This window comes from Alkalihalophilus sp. As8PL (assembly GCF_040939795.1).
Lineage (GTDB): Bacteria > Bacillota > Bacilli > Bacillales > Bacillaceae_D > Alkalihalophilus > Alkalihalophilus lindianensis.
Window position 1 is genome coordinate 1,222,633 of record NZ_CP162551.1, and the last position, 14,559, is coordinate 1,237,191.

Genomic DNA, 14,559 nt, shown 5'->3' on the forward strand with positions numbered 1-14,559 from the left:
ACTTAGATTGAGGAGGTGCAGCTTAGATATGAACTGCTGGAAAACCATTAACATTTCTCGTGATTACGGTACGTTGCGCCTAGTCATGTTTTCAACAAGTACTGTATTATTTTCGTTCTTATTTTATTATTTAATTATGAGTACGATTGTTCAAACAACAGAATTTACTCAATTTGGATTAGGTACTTTTATTATTGGCTTACTTCTACTAGTCATTTCACATAAAATTCTCCACTGCCTACCCATTTGGCTTTTTGGTGGACGTGCGATTATAAAATTTGGTAAATATATGTTTGTACCAACGATGACCATAAAGCTTAAAGAGCCACTATCAAGAAATGTCTACTTATTAGCTCTTATCTCCCCACTAGCCATTATTACTAGCTTGTGTGCAATAGGATCCATTATGTGGCCAGAATACTTGCCTTACTTTTCAATTCTTACTTCAGTCAACTTTGGATTAGCCTTTTACGATTTAGTTTATGCTTCACACTTATTGAAGGCTCCTAAGAAGTGCTTTATTGAAGATCATGATGAAGGGTTTCATATCCTTATTAAGCAAGCAGTATAAAAAGCAGAACCATGATAAACATGGATTCTGCTTTTTGTCTGTTTACCTATTATTCATTAACTAACATTTCAAAGACAATCTCATCTTCTTTTAAGTTGATCGTTCTAGCTCTAAAATCAAGTTTTGGATCCACTTCTATCTCAGTTACTTTTATATGGGCTAGACGGTCAGTTGGGTGGATCTCAACCCACTCAGGCAACTCTGCATAATCTCTAATCAACTGCATCGCTCGATCTTGAGGAAGCTGAAGAATGCCTACAGATACTGACTCAGCTAATAGTAAGACATCTCCATTGTTGCTCACTTCAGGCTTAAAGTTCATTTGTAGTGGAACGCGTTGACCTAGTAAATTAAATTCAGATCTAAATTGAATAAATTCATCACCAAGCTCCACAACATATGGTACTCCCGCATCCTGTTCCTCTATTTGATTCGCTATTAATCCATTAAGCTTACTTTTTGTCGTTTCAATAGTAAATGTGGCCTCACGATCGATTGGTGCCGTCTCTACAAAGTGATTATCCTCAATTGGACCTACTAGTCTCATGACGAAAACAAAGGCCAGAATAAGTAGAATGACATTAATGGCAGCAAGCGTGAAAAAAGCCCATTTAAACAAAGATCGATTCTTTGTATTCTCAGTCATAGGTTCACCCCTTTTTTAGTGATTGTACGTGCTTCTAAACCATTTTACAAATATCCTTACCCACTCATTCCCTTATACGGAAAAACTAAATCTTGCATACTTCTATCTTTTTTTAAAAAGTTTTGTTAAAGTTTAGTATAAGACAAAGCTAGACTGGAGGCAGTTGGATGGTCTTTTTCCTTGTATTATTTGCCCTATTTATTTTGTACATGATTAATTCAATGACGGACGCATTGTGTGAACGTAGAGAAATTCCGTCTGAAAAACAACCTAAAGTTTTTCGCACAATTAATATCCTTATGACAATTTTACTCACTTCCACATACGTAAAATTTATGTTTACCTAGAAGCGAAGGCGACTGGTCTGGCATGTGAAAAAATAAGGGGGAGCAATATGAAGTCGCTCTTTGACTTCATTTGATTCACCATTTTTATCCGAAGGACAAGGAACCACAGCTAGACAAGAAAAGCGGAATGATTCGCTTAGATATGAGGAGGCTGGAGCTTTGACAATGAGAAGCGCACTTTGCTTCGTTTGGCAAAGTGAAGGCACCGATTATCTGAATCATACAGCTAGACAAGAAAAGCGAAGGCGACTGAACTGACATGAAGAAACGTCGCTAACTCAAAAAGAATGGAGCGCCTTTGCAGCGCTCCATTCTTTTTTTATTTGATTATTAGCAGCACCAAGAAGCGCCGATAATCACTAGTAAGATAAATAACACGACAAGCAACGCAAATCCATTATATCCATATCCATAAGAGTGACCCATTGTGAAATCCTCCTCTCTGCTAGTAAAGTGTTATTCCGTAAAGAGGTGTGTAGTAGATGCTAGCACCAAGCTGCACCGACAATTACTAATAAGATGAACAACACCACGATTAACGCAAAACCACCACCATGATATCCTTGAGACATAAGAACACCTCCTCTTTGCTTTGTTAGGATATACTATGCAATCGCCTCGTTTAGGTACTAGGCGATTGCCCTAAATATCTAATTCACGTGTTCAATTCCTTTGGAAAACCTTCTTTAAAACCTCAATATATGGTATAGTATTTTCTGTATTAAGGTTCGACTACTCATTGTGTAAACCTAATTATTTATAAGCGAAACAACCTGATTCCTTATTAAATAGATGTTTCCAAAACACATGACTAGCGACAATTTGAGGAGTGGAATAAATGAATAAACGAATAATCGCTGCGGTAGGGCTAGCTTGTCTAACTGCTCTTGCAGCTTGTAACAACGAAGAAACAACATCTGATTCTGAGGTAGTTGTAACCGTTGAGGGAAATGAAATAACAGAAGCTGAGTTTTTTGATAAAATGAAAGAACGTTATGGTCAAGCTACTTTAGAAGAAATGGTTCAACGCATCTTGATCGCTGACGCCAAGGAAGAAGTAGGTGTTACAGAAGAAGAAGTTGAAGAAGGTATTGCAAACTTTAAGGGACAATTAAACGTGGAATCTGACGAAGAGCTTCTTGAAATCCTGGAAGCACAATTTAACATGTCGTATGAATCAATGGATGAATTTGTTGAAGACATGGTTGTACCGCCAATTGTTTTGGATAAGCTTGCGAAATCAGAGGTCAATGTGACTGAAGAAGACAAACGAGCTTACTACGAAGAAAATGAAGAATTATATGCTGAACAAGTTGAAGCAAGCCATATTCTTGTTGAAGATGAAGATACTGCAAACGAAGTTCTTCAGAAGTTAGAAGAAGGCGAAGAGTTTGCCGATTTAGCTGCTGAGTATTCAATGGATGGATCTGCTACACGTGGCGGAGAATTAGGGTTCTTTGGTGAAGGTGAGATGGTTTCTGAATTTGAAGAAGCTGCCTTTGCCCTTGAAGTAGGTGAAGTAAGCGACGCAGTAGAATCTCAATATGGATACCATATTATTAAAGTAACAGATCGAAAATCTAGTTATGAAGACTTTGCAGATGATATTGAACAAGCTCTTACTCAAGAACAATCAAAATCAACTGAAGAAGTTTTACGTGATTTGATCGACAACGCGGATATTGATGTGAAAGATCCTGAATTCGCTGACCTGTTCGACGAAAATGAAGAAGCAGAAGAAACAAACGAATAACATATAAAAAACAACGCTAGTGTAACTAGTGTTGTTTTTTTGCGTTTTGGAAGTAAGCCCAAATTACACATAAGCCTATGTCAAAAATTAGACACCTGCATACGTTAGATTAAGGGAGCACCCTAATTATGGATACGAAAGGATGAGTAGCATGTCAAAAAAAGGTCCAACACAAGGTTATGAGTGCGATTACGGCGATAACGGCTTTACATTAGTCGTAATTCTCTTTATCCTATTAGTCATCGTAGGAGCAACATTCTACTGTTAAATAGAAAAGCGAAGCTGGCTCGTTTAGGAATGAGGGCGATGGAGCTTTGGCAATGAGAAGCGCTTTTTGCTTCGTTTGACAAAGTAAAACGACGGATGACCTGAGCCATACAGCTAGACAAGAAAAGTGGAGGCGAGTAGGCTGGCATGCGGAAAAAATAAGGGGAGCAATATGAAGTCGCTCTTTGACTTCATGTGATTCACCGTTTTTACCCGCAGGGCAACGAGCCGCAGCTAGACTATAGCGAGGCCGAATAGCTTTACTCGCACAAAAAGGTCGTAGCTGATGCTACGACCTTTCTTTGATGCGGCGTGCTTTCTCTTCCGCTAGTCTTTCCATATAGACATTACCTTCTTTTTCAATCCATTCTTGCTCAAATTCACGCTCTTCCTTCGAATATTTCACCGACAAGTATCCACTAAGTAAAATCCCTGCAATAACGAAATAGACCCACCATGGGCTTGCTAGTAGAGCTGCTCCTATCGCTGTTTGAGTCAAAACAAACAATGTAGCTAAGATAATTAACAAAATCAGTGCTAAGCGTTGGTTCTTTTGACGTTTGTCCATCTCTTTTTCCCCCTTGCTTGTCTTCTTGTAGTAATGAATATGTCGCTAGGGGGAAAACTAGAACCTAGATATCTAATGGCGGTTCATGAAAAGTTGGTTTATAGAAACTACGGTTGTCTAAAGCCATAACACGTTCTGAGAAATCTCCTGGTTGGACACGTTCAAGTGCTCGGTCCATCATATTAATTTTCGCATCGACATTATCAATCATATGAAGCACTTCAGCTTCGCGAACGACAGGTACTTTTGGTGAGCCCCATTCGCCTTTTCCATGATGGCTTAACACCATATGTTGAAGAATTAATACTTCTTCCCCATCAAGCTCAAGCTCTTTAGCTGCTTCTCCAATCTCATTAACCATAATGGAGATGTGACCTAAAAGCTTTCCCTCAATCGTGTATTTCGTATCTATCGGTCCAGATAACTCACGAACCTTCCCTAAGTCATGTAAAATCACACCTGCATAAAGAAGATCTTTATCTAACGTTGGATAGAGGCTTGCTAAGTCTTTGGCAATTTTCAACATTGATACAACATGATATGCAAGCCCTGATACGAATTCATGATGATTTTTTGTCGCAGCTGGTGATTCAAGGAATGCCTGCTGATGCTTCTTTAATAAAAAGCGAGTTATACGCTGAATCGTGGGGTTCTTCATTTCAAAAATGTATTGTGTTACCTCTTCAAGCATATCTTCTGGTGATATCGGAGCAGAGCGCACAAAATCTGCCACCTTTACATTATCCATCGCCGTTGTTGGACGGATGCTGCCAATCTTTAGTTGAAGGCGTCCGCGGTATTCAATCACATCACCTTGTATATGTACAATGGCCTTACTAGCAAACGCCACTTCATCTTCAGGCGAACATCCCCAAAGCTTTGCTTCAAGCTCTCCTGTATGATCGCCTAGGATTAATGTTAAGAACGGCTTGCCGTTACTCGCAATTCCTTTAGTAGCTGTTTTAATTAGTAAATAAGATTCAATCTTCTCGCCTACTTTATGATAGCGGATTCCTTTACTCAACCGTTTCACCTCATTTTAATTTATATCTTTGCCTTATAGTATAGCATATTTGAAGAAGCCTTTTCACAAACGCGAAGAACCTACTCTCTTGTCTAGAGAACAGGTTCCTCTTGCTAAGCAGTTGATTTTATTGCTTGCTTTCGTTTAGCAAGCCAATAGACCGTTGCAATAAATGCAATAAACATCGTAAGAGCTCCCATACTATAAGGAAGGTACATACTCCACTCAAACATCAATCCAGCAAGCATAGCACCGACAACATTTCCTAGACTTAAAAAGGAGTTATTTAACCCCATAATCATTCCTTGCCTATCCCCTGCCAGCTTTGAAATCATCGTATTCACAGCTGGTCTGAGAATTGAATTTCCTAAGAAAAACAAACATGTTGTCAATATCACGGTTGGAAGGTCAAAGGCGAGCATCATTACGATGTACCCAACTCCACTTAAAAGAAGTGCGCCTAAGACTACTCTTTCATCCCCAAAGCGCAGCGTTAGTCTCCCGACAAGACCACCTTGAGCAACTGCTCCTATGACTCCAACCAACACCATAATAAATCCAACTTGTGAAGGTGAATAGTTAAATTGATGTAGAGCATACATTCCAAAAATCGTTTGGAAATTGGCTAGCCCAAAGCTTAAACCAAATACCAGTAATAATAAAAAACCTACAGGACTCTTAATCGCTTGCCACATCTGAACAAATTGATTGCTATGGTCAGCTGTAATTGCCAATTCTGCCCGCTTTTCTTTTGACAGTGATTCAGGTAAAAGGAACAAAGAGAAGATACCAGCAAGTGTTGCTGCAACCCCTGCAAAGAGAAACGGTAACGCTAAGCTTACTTCTGCTAACCATCCTCCTACCCCTGGGCCAAACACGATTCCTAACGCCATTGCAGCTCCAAGCATTCCCATCCCATGTCCGCGTTTTTCCGGTGAGGTGCGATCAGAGACATAGGCCATAGCAGCTGGCATAATTGCCGAACCGAAAGAACCAGCAAGCATTCTAGAGAGAAAGAGCATCCATAGCTCAGTTGCAAAAGCAAAAATAAATTCAGCACCAGCAAACCCAAACATACCAATAGCAATCAGAGGCTTCCTGCCATATTTATCAGACATTTTACCCCAAAAAGGAGCAAGCAAAAATTGCATAAAGGAGAAAACAGCAATAAGTAAACCTAATTCAAAACTAGATGCACCAAATGCTTCTACGTAATAAGGAAGAATTGGAATCACTAATCCTATCCCCATCATTATGACAAACATATTGATCATCAGCATGAATAAAGACTTAAATTCTTTATTTTTCATAGTATGATCCTTCTTTACATTAATTAGTGTATCGAAATAAGTATAAAATGAAAAAGAAGAAGCGTCAATCTATGACTTCTTCTCCTTTTTCTTTGTTCTATTGGCTGTTTGTTCTTTTAGATTTGGTGTTGGGAAGGTTATAACGAATTTTACTCCAACATCACTGTTTTCAATTTTAGGATGACCTCCATGTAACTCAGCGATTCGTTTAACAATCGCAAGTCCCAATCCAAACTTCCCTTTATTTCCTTTATAGAATGGATTAAAGAGTTGTGGAAGATCCGCTTCAGGAATATGCTCTCCATTATTTTCAACACTAACCTCGACACGGTCCTCAAACGATTTTGCCGTAACCCAAATGGTATCGACTGCATACCGAAGCGCGTTCTCAACTAAATTCTCAAGCAACACTTCAAGCTGTTCGACGTCTCCATGAATCTTTGTTTCAGGTCCGATAATCTTGATCTTAACATCTTCACGCTGTACGCGAAAACGCTCTTCTATTTGGAAAGCAACTGAACCAAAGATTATTTCCTCATGCTTAGGAGTTTCTTCTTTTAAGGAATCAAGCTTTGTGTAATATAGCATATCTACTACACGACGTTCCATTCGATTACCCTCTTCAATAATTACATTCATCGTTTGTTCCATATTCTCTTTAGGAAGAATACCATCCTTAACTGATTGAGCGTAACTTTTAATCACCATAATAGGTGTTTTCAGTTCATGAGAAGCATGTTGAATGAACGTCTTCTGCGCTCGATCATAGCTATTTAAGTTCTGACGCATTTTTTCAAATTGATCAGACAATCGTTGGAAATCCTCATCGCCATCCCATTTTAACGGCTCTTTCCAATCGCGATTAGCTATTTGTTCAAGGTGGTTTCCTAACACAATTAATGGTTGTCGTAAATAATGCTTTAGCCAAATTGCTGGCAATAGACTTAGACCACTAGTCAATAAGAGTAAATACAATAAACGTTCCCACAGTCTGTTAACCATTTGATCACGATACGTATCCCACATGTAAGAAATATGAAATCCAGGAGTTCCTTGCACCTGTGCTTTTGAAATCACATAAAACACCGTTGCCTCTCCATATTGAATCTCATATCTTCCCCGATTCGCTTCTTGCCTGTAGGCATTTTGAGCCATTTCAAGCAAGATATCAGGTGGAGGAAATGAATCACCGACCGGAGCACGTCCAACAGTATCATGAATAAAAAAGTGCCCAATATCTCCGGCTTCACGACGATCCATGAACCCTCCAGCTTCATCTCTTGGATCAATCAAATCGAGCAAGGGATACGCATATCTGGTTTGTGCTGTTTCAATTAGTCGATACGTTTCTTCTGTTAATGTTCCTTTAATCGAGATCGGATAAATAATAATAATCGATAAAGCAACTAATACAATGAGTGAAATAAAAGCAAGCCATATACGCTTGGCTAAGTTCACTTTGATCATGAAGAAAGAACCCTATATCCGTATCCGTATAATGTTTCTAAATGGATACGCGGCATCTTTTTACGTACACGACGAACTACATCATCAACTGCACGCTCTGAGCCAAAGTAATTCTCACCCCATACGTGCTCAATAATCTTCTCACGGGAGAAAGCTTTTCCAATCTCACCGGTTAATAACAAGATAAGATCCATTTCTTTAGTCGTAAGGTCAACAATTTCTTCGTCACTCACTTCTGAATCTACAACCGTACGCCCTACTGGATCAATGATATATTGATTAAGATCAATCTTCTTTTGGTCTTGTGAAGTTGAACCATATACGCGATTCACTAACTTTTTAGCACGAATAATAAGCTCTTGAGGTAAAAACGGCTTCGCTAAGTAATCATCACTACCCATTTCAAGTCCTAACACACGGTCAAGGTCTTGATCTCGAGCAGAAATAAAAATAACTGGCGTATCCCCATTTTCTTTGATCCCCTTCAACAATTGATACCCATCTGTACCAGGTAACATAATATCTAATATCCATAAATGAGGCTTGTCTTCTATTGCATCGCGAGCAGCGTCCCCATCATTAAATACGCGTACTTCCCAGCCTTCTTTTTCAAGATAAGCTTTTAATACTTCTGATAAGTTTTGTTCATCCTCAACGAGATAAACGAGATATTGTCCCATTCCCGCATCCTCCTTCTTGTCTATACGGACAAATTAATCATTTCCTACTAACTAATTTGTCTTTACACCTATTTTAGTACATTTTCCACTATTGGCCTAATTTAAACTAAGGCGAGAAATAATCCTCTAAAACATTCACTTTATTTGCTTGCATAATAGGGATTTTACCGTCGATTATTTCCCGGGTAAGAACATTTCCTGTCTAAAGCTGTATTTAAATGTTCTTCTCATTATTATCACGTAAAATGTAGTTCGAGACTATCTTATCATGACAAATAACATGAAATAACTAGATTTCCCACATTCTTTTCGCTTTCATTAAACCTCGTACGATCAAAAAAAGTGCCCATGTTGAGGGCCTTTTTATCTCTATATCTGCAATAAGGGGATTTCTGTAAGTAAGAGCTGCTAGCCGCAATAGGGACTACCATTTTCTCTAAAAAGTTTTATCGTACAAATGTCAATGAACTATTATCTGAAATAGGGGAAAGCGGAAGGTTTCCTCTTTAAAAAGAGGACTCCTAAAAATAAGGAGTCCTCTCATGGTTATTTTGTTACTTCTGTTTTCATTTGTTCAAATCTCACGACGGTAAAATACGTCTGAATAATCATAAATACATTTCCAACAACCCAGTAAAGAGAGAGCGCAGATGGTAACGTGACACCCGCTACTACAATCATGATTGGCATAATATAGATAATCATCTTCATCTGATCATTAAGCTGAAAAGATGTCATCTTCACCTGTAGGAATGTCGTAATCCCTGCTATAACCGGTAATAAATATAATGGATCAGGGGCACCTAAATCGAACCATAAGAAAGAATGCAGTGCAATCACTTCCGTACGCATAATCGCAAAATAAAAGGCCATCATCACAGGTAATTGAATAAATAGCGGTAAACAACCTGCCATTGGATTAACTCCGCTATCTTTATATAAAGCCATCAATTCCTTTTGCATCTTCTGTTGGTCTTTTGGATCACGCTTTGTACCTTGTCCGTACTTTTTCTGAAGAGCATCCATTTCAGGACGAAGAGCTTGCATAGCGCGGCTGCTTTTTTGCTGTTTCACCATTAGTGGCAATAAGAATAATCGAATACCAATCGTTACAACAACAATGGATAATCCGAAACTGCCATTAAAAAGATCCGCTACACTAATAAGTACCCAAGAAAGCGGATAGACAAAGAAGTGATTCCAAATCCCTTCCGTCTCTGCTGTAATCGGCTGCCCGTTCGCTCCGCAACCTGCTAATGCTGTGAGTAATACAATGATTAATAAAATCCACCCTACTTTTTTCACTATACATCCTCCTTGTTGTTTAAATTCTAAAAGTTAAACAACAAGTGAATGTGGCTCGTCATCGCTAGAGCCCTTATCAAAAACGGATGGTATCTTAGGTCGATACGTACTTGATGAAGGGCGAATAAGAGCTGCAATTACTAATTCAATGCATTCTGTTTGAAGCAGTTGCTTCTTACTCGCCACGTGAAATGTAAACCACACATTCACTACACTTGCTCGTGCAAAAGCAGCGACAAGTAACAATGTCATTGCTACACCTAACCAGAGCATCGTCATATCAGAAATAACCTCTATCATCTATTCGCCCTCCTTTCTGTTTAAGTTAGAGTTATCATATCACATTTTTTATCGGATACAAATTCAATCTAATTTCCAATTCAGTTATTCTTTTTTTGTCATTTGAATCGCTCGTTTAATATCTTTAAATGCAGAACTCTTTCCATATAATAATACGCCACCTTTGAAAATTCTTGAGCCGATAATGGCTAAGATTCCAATTGTCGAAACTAGAATTCCAACTGAAAGTAAAAATTCCCATAGAGGAATCGTTAACATTCCGACTCGAAGGAACATAATCATCGGACTAAAAAATGGGATAAATGAGGTGATCGTAATAAAGCTAGATTCAGGTGCATTGATCCCAAACATCGCAATGAAAAATGCCACAATTACTAATAGATTCATAGGTCCAATAACTTGATTTACATCTTCAATCCTGCTTACCAGCGACCCTAAAGTGGCAGCAAGCGTTGCATAAAGGAGATAACCTAACAAAAAGAATAATACAGCATAGCCGATAAGATCTAGCGGAATACTCTCACCTAGTAACGTTTGAATCATCGTGAAGCCGCCTTCACCCTCCTCTTGACTAACCACAGAACTTCCAACTGCTACAAGAAAAATAAGGCCATATTGCGTGAGCGCCAACAAGCCTATTCCCACTATTTTGCCGAACATTTGGGCCACTGGCGAAGCGCTCGATACGAGAATTTCCATCACTCGTGATGATTTTTCCGTGGCAATCTCTGTTGCGATCATATTGCCAAAGATTAGCACAGAGAAATAGATGACAAAAAGCAATACATATACAAACGACCTAGCTTGGTTCAACTCCCTCTCTGATCTAGCAGAATCGCTGACCGTCGATGTTTCAAAAGAGACCGGGGAATAGATTTCAGCCAATGCCTCACTGCTTAAACCAAGCTCTTGAGTGACCTGTGTTTCTTTAATATGTTGAAGCGCATTTTGAATTTGCATAGGGGTAAATTGCTGTGCTAGTGAATCTGAATAAAAGGTAGCTCGAGGTAATCCATCATTGGATTCCTGCACCACTAATGCGGCACCATATTCCCCATCTGAAACTGCTTCTAGAGCCTCTTCTTCATTTAAAGATGTTTCAATTAATTGAATTCGATCAGAGTGTGGTTCGAGTTGTTCAGATAAAGGCAAGAACCATTCCCCACTCTCTTCCACTAAAGCTACTTCTACTCCTCTACTCTCAGCATCCTCTTCAAACATCATGAAAATTCGGTCCATATTAATAATAAACATCATAAATACTAGTGTAATAGCTGTAGAGATCAAAAAGGCTTTTGACATTAATCGATTCTTATATGTATGAGCAAGAATGATACCAAAGTTACGCATATGCTGTCCCTACTTTCTCAATAAAGATGTCTTGAAGGCTTGGTTCTTCTACTTCGAACTTCCTCACATACCCTTCTTTTGCAACGTGAGAGAAAATCACCTTCGCTACTTCCTCATCTTCAACTTGAAGCCTCACACCTTCTTGCTTTTGTTTAAATTTAATTACGCCAGGTAGGTTTTTCAAAAAATCAAAAGATCTCTCTCCTTCAATAACAATGAACTTATTTCTAAAGCTCTGTTTAATTTCTCTTAAATTTCCTTGAACCACAGGACTTCCATGATGGAGAATACATAAATGCTGGCATAGCTCTTCTACATGGTCCATTCGATGACTCGAGAATACAATCGTTGTCCCTTGTCTTTTTAAGTCAATAACCGCTTCTTTTAATAACTCTGCATTAATAGGATCTAGACCACTAAATGGTTCATCTAGAATAAGGAGCTCAGGCTTATGAATAACAGAGGCAATGAATTGAATTTTTTGCTGGTTCCCTTTTGATAACTCTTCAATTCTTTTTGACTCATAATCTGTTATTTTAAAACGGTCAAGCCATTTTTTCATTTCTACTAGAATATCTTTTTTAGCCATCCCTTTAAGGCGACCTAAATAGATGAGTTGGTCTCTTACCTTTAGCTTAGGATATAACCCTCTTTCCTCAGGTAGATAGCCGATTACATTTGTCCTCGAATAATCAATTTTTTTACCATTCCACGTAATCTCTCCTTCAGAAGGTTCAAGTAACCCAAGCATCATTCTGAAGGTAGTTGTTTTCCCAGCTCCATTCGCCCCAAGCATTCCAAACATCTCCCCTTTAGGAACTTGAAGGGAGAGTTTATCTACTGCAAGTGATGGACCAAAGCGCTTCGTAATGTTTGTAATGTTGAGTGTCATTTCATTACCCACCTTTATGTCATTTATTCCTTATACGTGATTAGGCTGATTTGGTTTCTTGTTTTAAAATGACTCGTAATATTTCTCTAAGTTCCATTGCTTGAAAGGTGCTAATCGTAATCCCCAATCTTGTGAGCTCTTTTTCTGTTTCTCTTAAATTTGAGGTCAAACATTCGCATAATGGTCCCTGTTGAACAGCTGAGATTACACCATTCATTTGAAGCACCACTTGTTTATCTGCTTGGACCCAGATCCTCTTCCATGACTCAACGAGCGAATCTTTTTCAAATTGATTGAGTAATTGACCATCCTTCATAAGCAATACATAATCAGCTAGAGTTCTAATCTCATCTGAAGAATGAGTCGCAAATAAAATCGTTTGTTCCTCCCCACGCTCCATATACCGAACCATCTCGTCTTTCATTTGTTCTTGCCCTTCAAGATCGACGCCTGCTAGTGGTTCATCTAAAAATAAAACCTTTGACTCTCGCGCCAATGTTAAGGAGAGCATCGCTTTTTTCTGCATCCCGCCTGAAAGTTTTTCCACTTGTTTCTTTAAGGGCAAATCAAATAATGAAGTAAGCCTATTAAACTCATTACGATTCCAGCCTGGGTAGCTCATTTCAAAAAAATCAGCTAATTGTGCTACTGTAAACCCTTGGTACATAAGTGGTGTTTGCGGGACATAAGCAAATGCCTGCTTCCATCCATTTTGACTGCTATCATCAAAATAATATTCAATCTCCCCGCCTTCCTTTTTCACTAAACCCATTATTAGTTGAAATAAAGTTGATTTTCCAGCTCCGTTATTTCCAACGAGTGCCACAATATTTCCAGGTTCGATATGACATGATAATGGGCCAAGTTCAAAGCTTTTATCTACCTTTTTATAAATGTCTTTTAAAGAAATCATTTCTTACCCCTCCCTGTAATCGCTCTATTCCATTAAAGCTTCTTCAAATAAATTCCTCAATTCCTCATCCGTATAATTGTGCCTTCTTCCTACTTCTATTGCTCGTCTAAACGTCTCATATACAGCTTCTGCTTTTGCTTCTTTCTTAGCCCGTTCATCTATTTCAGCTACAAATGTACCTCTGCCTTGGCTTGTTTTTATATAACCCTGCTGCTCTAGATTTTGGTAAGCACGTCTTGTGGTGATTACACTACAAGCAAGATCTTTAGATAAGGCTCTTATAGACGGCAACGGCATTCCTGTACTAACATGCCCTGAAACAATGAGTGCTTTGATTTGTTCTTCGATTTGATGATAAATCGGAGTACGTGAGCCCTCTTGGACGCTTATTGGTAACTTCAATCAAAGACCTCCTTTCTAGTGGTAGAACAATTACAAATGATAATCTGTTGTATTTTCATAATACTTGTATGAAAAAATCCAAATGACCGTGGCAATCAACAAAAACAAGAGTGTAATCGCTAAGAGTAATAACGGATTTGTTTGTACGACATTTATAGACCAAATAATATAAGGAGCTCCTGCCAACAGATTAAATGCAGTTAGTAAAATAATAAGTACTACAATGTAAATGACACTCCAAATTACCAAAGCTACAGGTGAATATCTACCACCCGGTTCACCTGCTGCATACATTCCACCCCAGACACAGCTGATGGCCAGCCAGCTTATACCAAGAATGATTGCCTCAGCGACTGATAACCCTTCTCTTATACTGGTTGAGAAAACATAGAACAACATAAACACAATCGAATTAAACGTAAGGATATAAATCGCACTCATTATAAATCTGCTTTTCATAATGACTCGGTCAGCAATAGGCGTTTGTTTTAGTAAGATAAAAAAGGAGCTGGCATACAAACCTCCTTTTACATCTTGGATGTTAAATGGTTTGTATCTTACCGTATAAGCGATTGATAAAGCACTAAAAAATAAAAAGTCATAAATAACAGGTAAACGTCCGCCCCCGCTTACTTCATCAATAAACTGTGTCCCTAAAAAAACAATTAAACCGATCGCAGCAGCCATCCAGACATACTTTATGAATGGTGTATTCTTCAACTCGAACAAAATGATCTTCCTAATTAATTGATTTTCCGACATGA

General features: G+C 38.5%; 19 protein-coding genes. 4 read left to right on the top strand and 15 right to left on the bottom strand.

The window, feature by feature from the left end:
• The first annotated feature begins 28 nt into the window (after positions 1 to 28).
• Positions 29 to 571, top strand: a complete 543-nt coding sequence (locus AB3N04_RS07750; RefSeq protein WP_368505520.1) for a DUF3267 domain-containing protein — start codon at positions 29 to 31, stop codon at positions 569 to 571.
• Positions 572 to 620: 49 nt separating this feature from the next.
• Here AB3N04_RS07750 and AB3N04_RS07755 read toward each other — a convergent pair whose 3' ends face one another.
• The gene (locus tag AB3N04_RS07755) at positions 621 to 1,217 is read right to left on the bottom strand and encodes a YpmS family protein (protein ID WP_368505521.1); all 597 of its coding nucleotides are present in this window, start codon (positions 1,215 to 1,217) and stop codon (positions 621 to 623) included.
• Between the two features lie 167 nt (positions 1,218 to 1,384).
• On the opposite strand from AB3N04_RS07755, the gene AB3N04_RS07760 reads away from it, so the two are divergent.
• Complete coding sequence (locus tag AB3N04_RS07760) at positions 1,385 to 1,564, top strand: hypothetical protein (RefSeq protein ID WP_368505522.1); 180 nt, start codon at positions 1,385 to 1,387, stop codon at positions 1,562 to 1,564.
• 330 nt (positions 1,565 to 1,894) lie between these two features.
• Here the strand turns inward: AB3N04_RS07760 and AB3N04_RS07765 are convergent, their stop codons facing one another.
• A complete protein-coding gene (locus AB3N04_RS07765) occupies positions 1,895 to 1,990 on the bottom strand; it encodes a YjcZ family sporulation protein (RefSeq protein ID WP_368505523.1) in 96 nt (31 codons plus the stop codon).
• A gap of 59 nt (positions 1,991 to 2,049) precedes the next feature.
• Positions 2,050 to 2,136: a YjcZ family sporulation protein gene (locus AB3N04_RS07770; RefSeq protein ID WP_075683146.1), complete on the bottom strand. Its 87-nt coding sequence runs from the start codon at positions 2,134 to 2,136 to the stop codon at positions 2,050 to 2,052.
• A gap of 266 nt (positions 2,137 to 2,402) precedes the next feature.
• On the opposite strand from AB3N04_RS07770, the gene AB3N04_RS07775 reads away from it, so the two are divergent.
• Positions 2,403 to 3,317 (top strand): peptidylprolyl isomerase, encoded by a 915-nt coding sequence (locus AB3N04_RS07775; protein ID WP_368505524.1) that lies wholly within the window; start codon positions 2,403 to 2,405, stop codon positions 3,315 to 3,317.
• A gap of 151 nt (positions 3,318 to 3,468) precedes the next feature.
• Positions 3,469 to 3,585, top strand: a complete 117-nt coding sequence (locus tag AB3N04_RS07780) for a YjcZ family sporulation protein (RefSeq protein ID WP_368505526.1) — start codon at positions 3,469 to 3,471, stop codon at positions 3,583 to 3,585.
• A 288-nt stretch (positions 3,586 to 3,873) separates the two neighbouring features.
• Here AB3N04_RS07780 and AB3N04_RS07785 read toward each other — a convergent pair whose 3' ends face one another.
• The 12 genes from AB3N04_RS07785 to AB3N04_RS07840 all read right to left on the bottom strand — a co-directional run bounded on the left by AB3N04_RS07785 (position 3,874) and on the right by AB3N04_RS07840 (position 14,557).
• Positions 3,874 to 4,152: a sporulation YhaL family protein gene (locus tag AB3N04_RS07785; RefSeq protein ID WP_368505527.1), complete on the bottom strand. Its 279-nt coding sequence runs from the start codon at positions 4,150 to 4,152 to the stop codon at positions 3,874 to 3,876.
• A 64-nt stretch (positions 4,153 to 4,216) separates the two neighbouring features.
• The gene (gene yhaM / locus AB3N04_RS07790) at positions 4,217 to 5,176 is read right to left on the bottom strand and encodes a 3'-5' exoribonuclease YhaM (RefSeq protein WP_368505528.1); all 960 of its coding nucleotides are present in this window, start codon (positions 5,174 to 5,176) and stop codon (positions 4,217 to 4,219) included.
• Between the two features lie 113 nt (positions 5,177 to 5,289).
• The gene (locus AB3N04_RS07795; RefSeq protein WP_368505529.1) at positions 5,290 to 6,486 is read right to left on the bottom strand and encodes an MFS transporter; all 1,197 of its coding nucleotides are present in this window, start codon (positions 6,484 to 6,486) and stop codon (positions 5,290 to 5,292) included.
• A gap of 69 nt (positions 6,487 to 6,555) precedes the next feature.
• Positions 6,556 to 7,953, bottom strand: coding sequence for a sensor histidine kinase (locus tag AB3N04_RS07800; protein WP_368505530.1), 1,398 nt, complete (start codon positions 7,951 to 7,953; stop codon positions 6,556 to 6,558).
• A complete protein-coding gene (locus AB3N04_RS07805; RefSeq protein ID WP_317123426.1) occupies positions 7,950 to 8,633 on the bottom strand; it encodes a response regulator transcription factor in 684 nt (227 codons plus the stop codon). The genes AB3N04_RS07800 and AB3N04_RS07805 overlap by 4 nt, the downstream gene beginning before the upstream one ends.
• A 546-nt stretch (positions 8,634 to 9,179) precedes the next feature.
• The gene (yidC, locus tag AB3N04_RS07810) at positions 9,180 to 9,938 is read right to left on the bottom strand and encodes a membrane protein insertase YidC (RefSeq protein WP_368505531.1); all 759 of its coding nucleotides are present in this window, start codon (positions 9,936 to 9,938) and stop codon (positions 9,180 to 9,182) included.
• Positions 9,939 to 9,971: 33 nt separating this feature from the next.
• The gene (locus tag AB3N04_RS07815; protein WP_368505532.1) at positions 9,972 to 10,238 is read right to left on the bottom strand and encodes a hypothetical protein; all 267 of its coding nucleotides are present in this window, start codon (positions 10,236 to 10,238) and stop codon (positions 9,972 to 9,974) included.
• A gap of 84 nt (positions 10,239 to 10,322) precedes the next feature.
• On the bottom strand, positions 10,323 to 11,588 hold the full coding sequence (locus AB3N04_RS07820) for an ABC transporter permease (protein ID WP_368505533.1): 1,266 nt from the start codon (positions 11,586 to 11,588) through the stop codon (positions 10,323 to 10,325).
• Complete coding sequence (locus AB3N04_RS07825; RefSeq protein WP_368505534.1) at positions 11,581 to 12,480, bottom strand: ABC transporter ATP-binding protein; 900 nt, start codon at positions 12,478 to 12,480, stop codon at positions 11,581 to 11,583. The genes AB3N04_RS07820 and AB3N04_RS07825 overlap by 8 nt, the downstream gene beginning before the upstream one ends.
• 40 nt (positions 12,481 to 12,520) lie before the next feature.
• Positions 12,521 to 13,393: an ATP-binding cassette domain-containing protein gene (locus AB3N04_RS07830; RefSeq protein WP_368505535.1), complete on the bottom strand. Its 873-nt coding sequence runs from the start codon at positions 13,391 to 13,393 to the stop codon at positions 12,521 to 12,523.
• Between the two features lie 24 nt (positions 13,394 to 13,417).
• The gene (locus AB3N04_RS07835) at positions 13,418 to 13,795 is read right to left on the bottom strand and encodes a GntR family transcriptional regulator (protein ID WP_368505536.1); all 378 of its coding nucleotides are present in this window, start codon (positions 13,793 to 13,795) and stop codon (positions 13,418 to 13,420) included.
• A 30-nt stretch (positions 13,796 to 13,825) separates the two neighbouring features.
• Entirely contained in the window at positions 13,826 to 14,557 is a 732-nt protein-coding gene (locus AB3N04_RS07840) for a hypothetical protein (protein ID WP_368505537.1), read from the bottom strand.
• Positions 14,558 to 14,559 lie beyond the last annotated feature (2 nt).

What these genes read in the sequence shown, in the direction of transcription:
- AB3N04_RS07825 (WP_368505534.1), bottom strand. Translation starts at nt 12,480, where the DNA reads ATGACACTCAACATTACAAACATTACGAAGCGCTTTGGTCCATCACTT.
- AB3N04_RS07780 (WP_368505526.1), top strand. Translation starts at nt 3,469, where the DNA reads ATGTCAAAAAAAGGTCCAACACAAGGTTATGAGTGCGATTACGGCGAT.
- AB3N04_RS07815 (WP_368505532.1), bottom strand. Translation starts at nt 10,238, where the DNA reads ATGATAGAGGTTATTTCTGATATGACGATGCTCTGGTTAGGTGTAGCA.
- AB3N04_RS07800 (WP_368505530.1), bottom strand. Translation starts at nt 7,953, where the DNA reads ATGATCAAAGTGAACTTAGCCAAGCGTATATGGCTTGCTTTTATTTCA.
- AB3N04_RS07795 (WP_368505529.1), bottom strand. Translation starts at nt 6,486, where the DNA reads ATGAAAAATAAAGAATTTAAGTCTTTATTCATGCTGATGATCAATATG.
- AB3N04_RS07775 (WP_368505524.1), top strand. Translation starts at nt 2,403, where the DNA reads ATGAATAAACGAATAATCGCTGCGGTAGGGCTAGCTTGTCTAACTGCT.
- AB3N04_RS07770 (WP_075683146.1), bottom strand. Translation starts at nt 2,136, where the DNA reads ATGTCTCAAGGATATCATGGTGGTGGTTTTGCGTTAATCGTGGTGTTG.
- AB3N04_RS07765 (WP_368505523.1), bottom strand. Translation starts at nt 1,990, where the DNA reads ATGGGTCACTCTTATGGATATGGATATAATGGATTTGCGTTGCTTGTC.
- AB3N04_RS07760 (WP_368505522.1), top strand. Translation starts at nt 1,385, where the DNA reads ATGGTCTTTTTCCTTGTATTATTTGCCCTATTTATTTTGTACATGATT.
- AB3N04_RS07755 (WP_368505521.1), bottom strand. Translation starts at nt 1,217, where the DNA reads ATGACTGAGAATACAAAGAATCGATCTTTGTTTAAATGGGCTTTTTTC.
- AB3N04_RS07840 (WP_368505537.1), bottom strand. Translation starts at nt 14,557, where the DNA reads ATGTCGGAAAATCAATTAATTAGGAAGATCATTTTGTTCGAGTTGAAG.
- AB3N04_RS07750 (WP_368505520.1), top strand. Translation starts at nt 29, where the DNA reads ATGAACTGCTGGAAAACCATTAACATTTCTCGTGATTACGGTACGTTG.
- AB3N04_RS07805 (WP_317123426.1), bottom strand. Translation starts at nt 8,633, where the DNA reads ATGGGACAATATCTCGTTTATCTCGTTGAGGATGAACAAAACTTATCA.
- AB3N04_RS07830 (WP_368505535.1), bottom strand. Translation starts at nt 13,393, where the DNA reads ATGATTTCTTTAAAAGACATTTATAAAAAGGTAGATAAAAGCTTTGAA.
- AB3N04_RS07785 (WP_368505527.1), bottom strand. Translation starts at nt 4,152, where the DNA reads ATGGACAAACGTCAAAAGAACCAACGCTTAGCACTGATTTTGTTAATT.
- AB3N04_RS07820 (WP_368505533.1), bottom strand. Translation starts at nt 11,588, where the DNA reads ATGCGTAACTTTGGTATCATTCTTGCTCATACATATAAGAATCGATTA.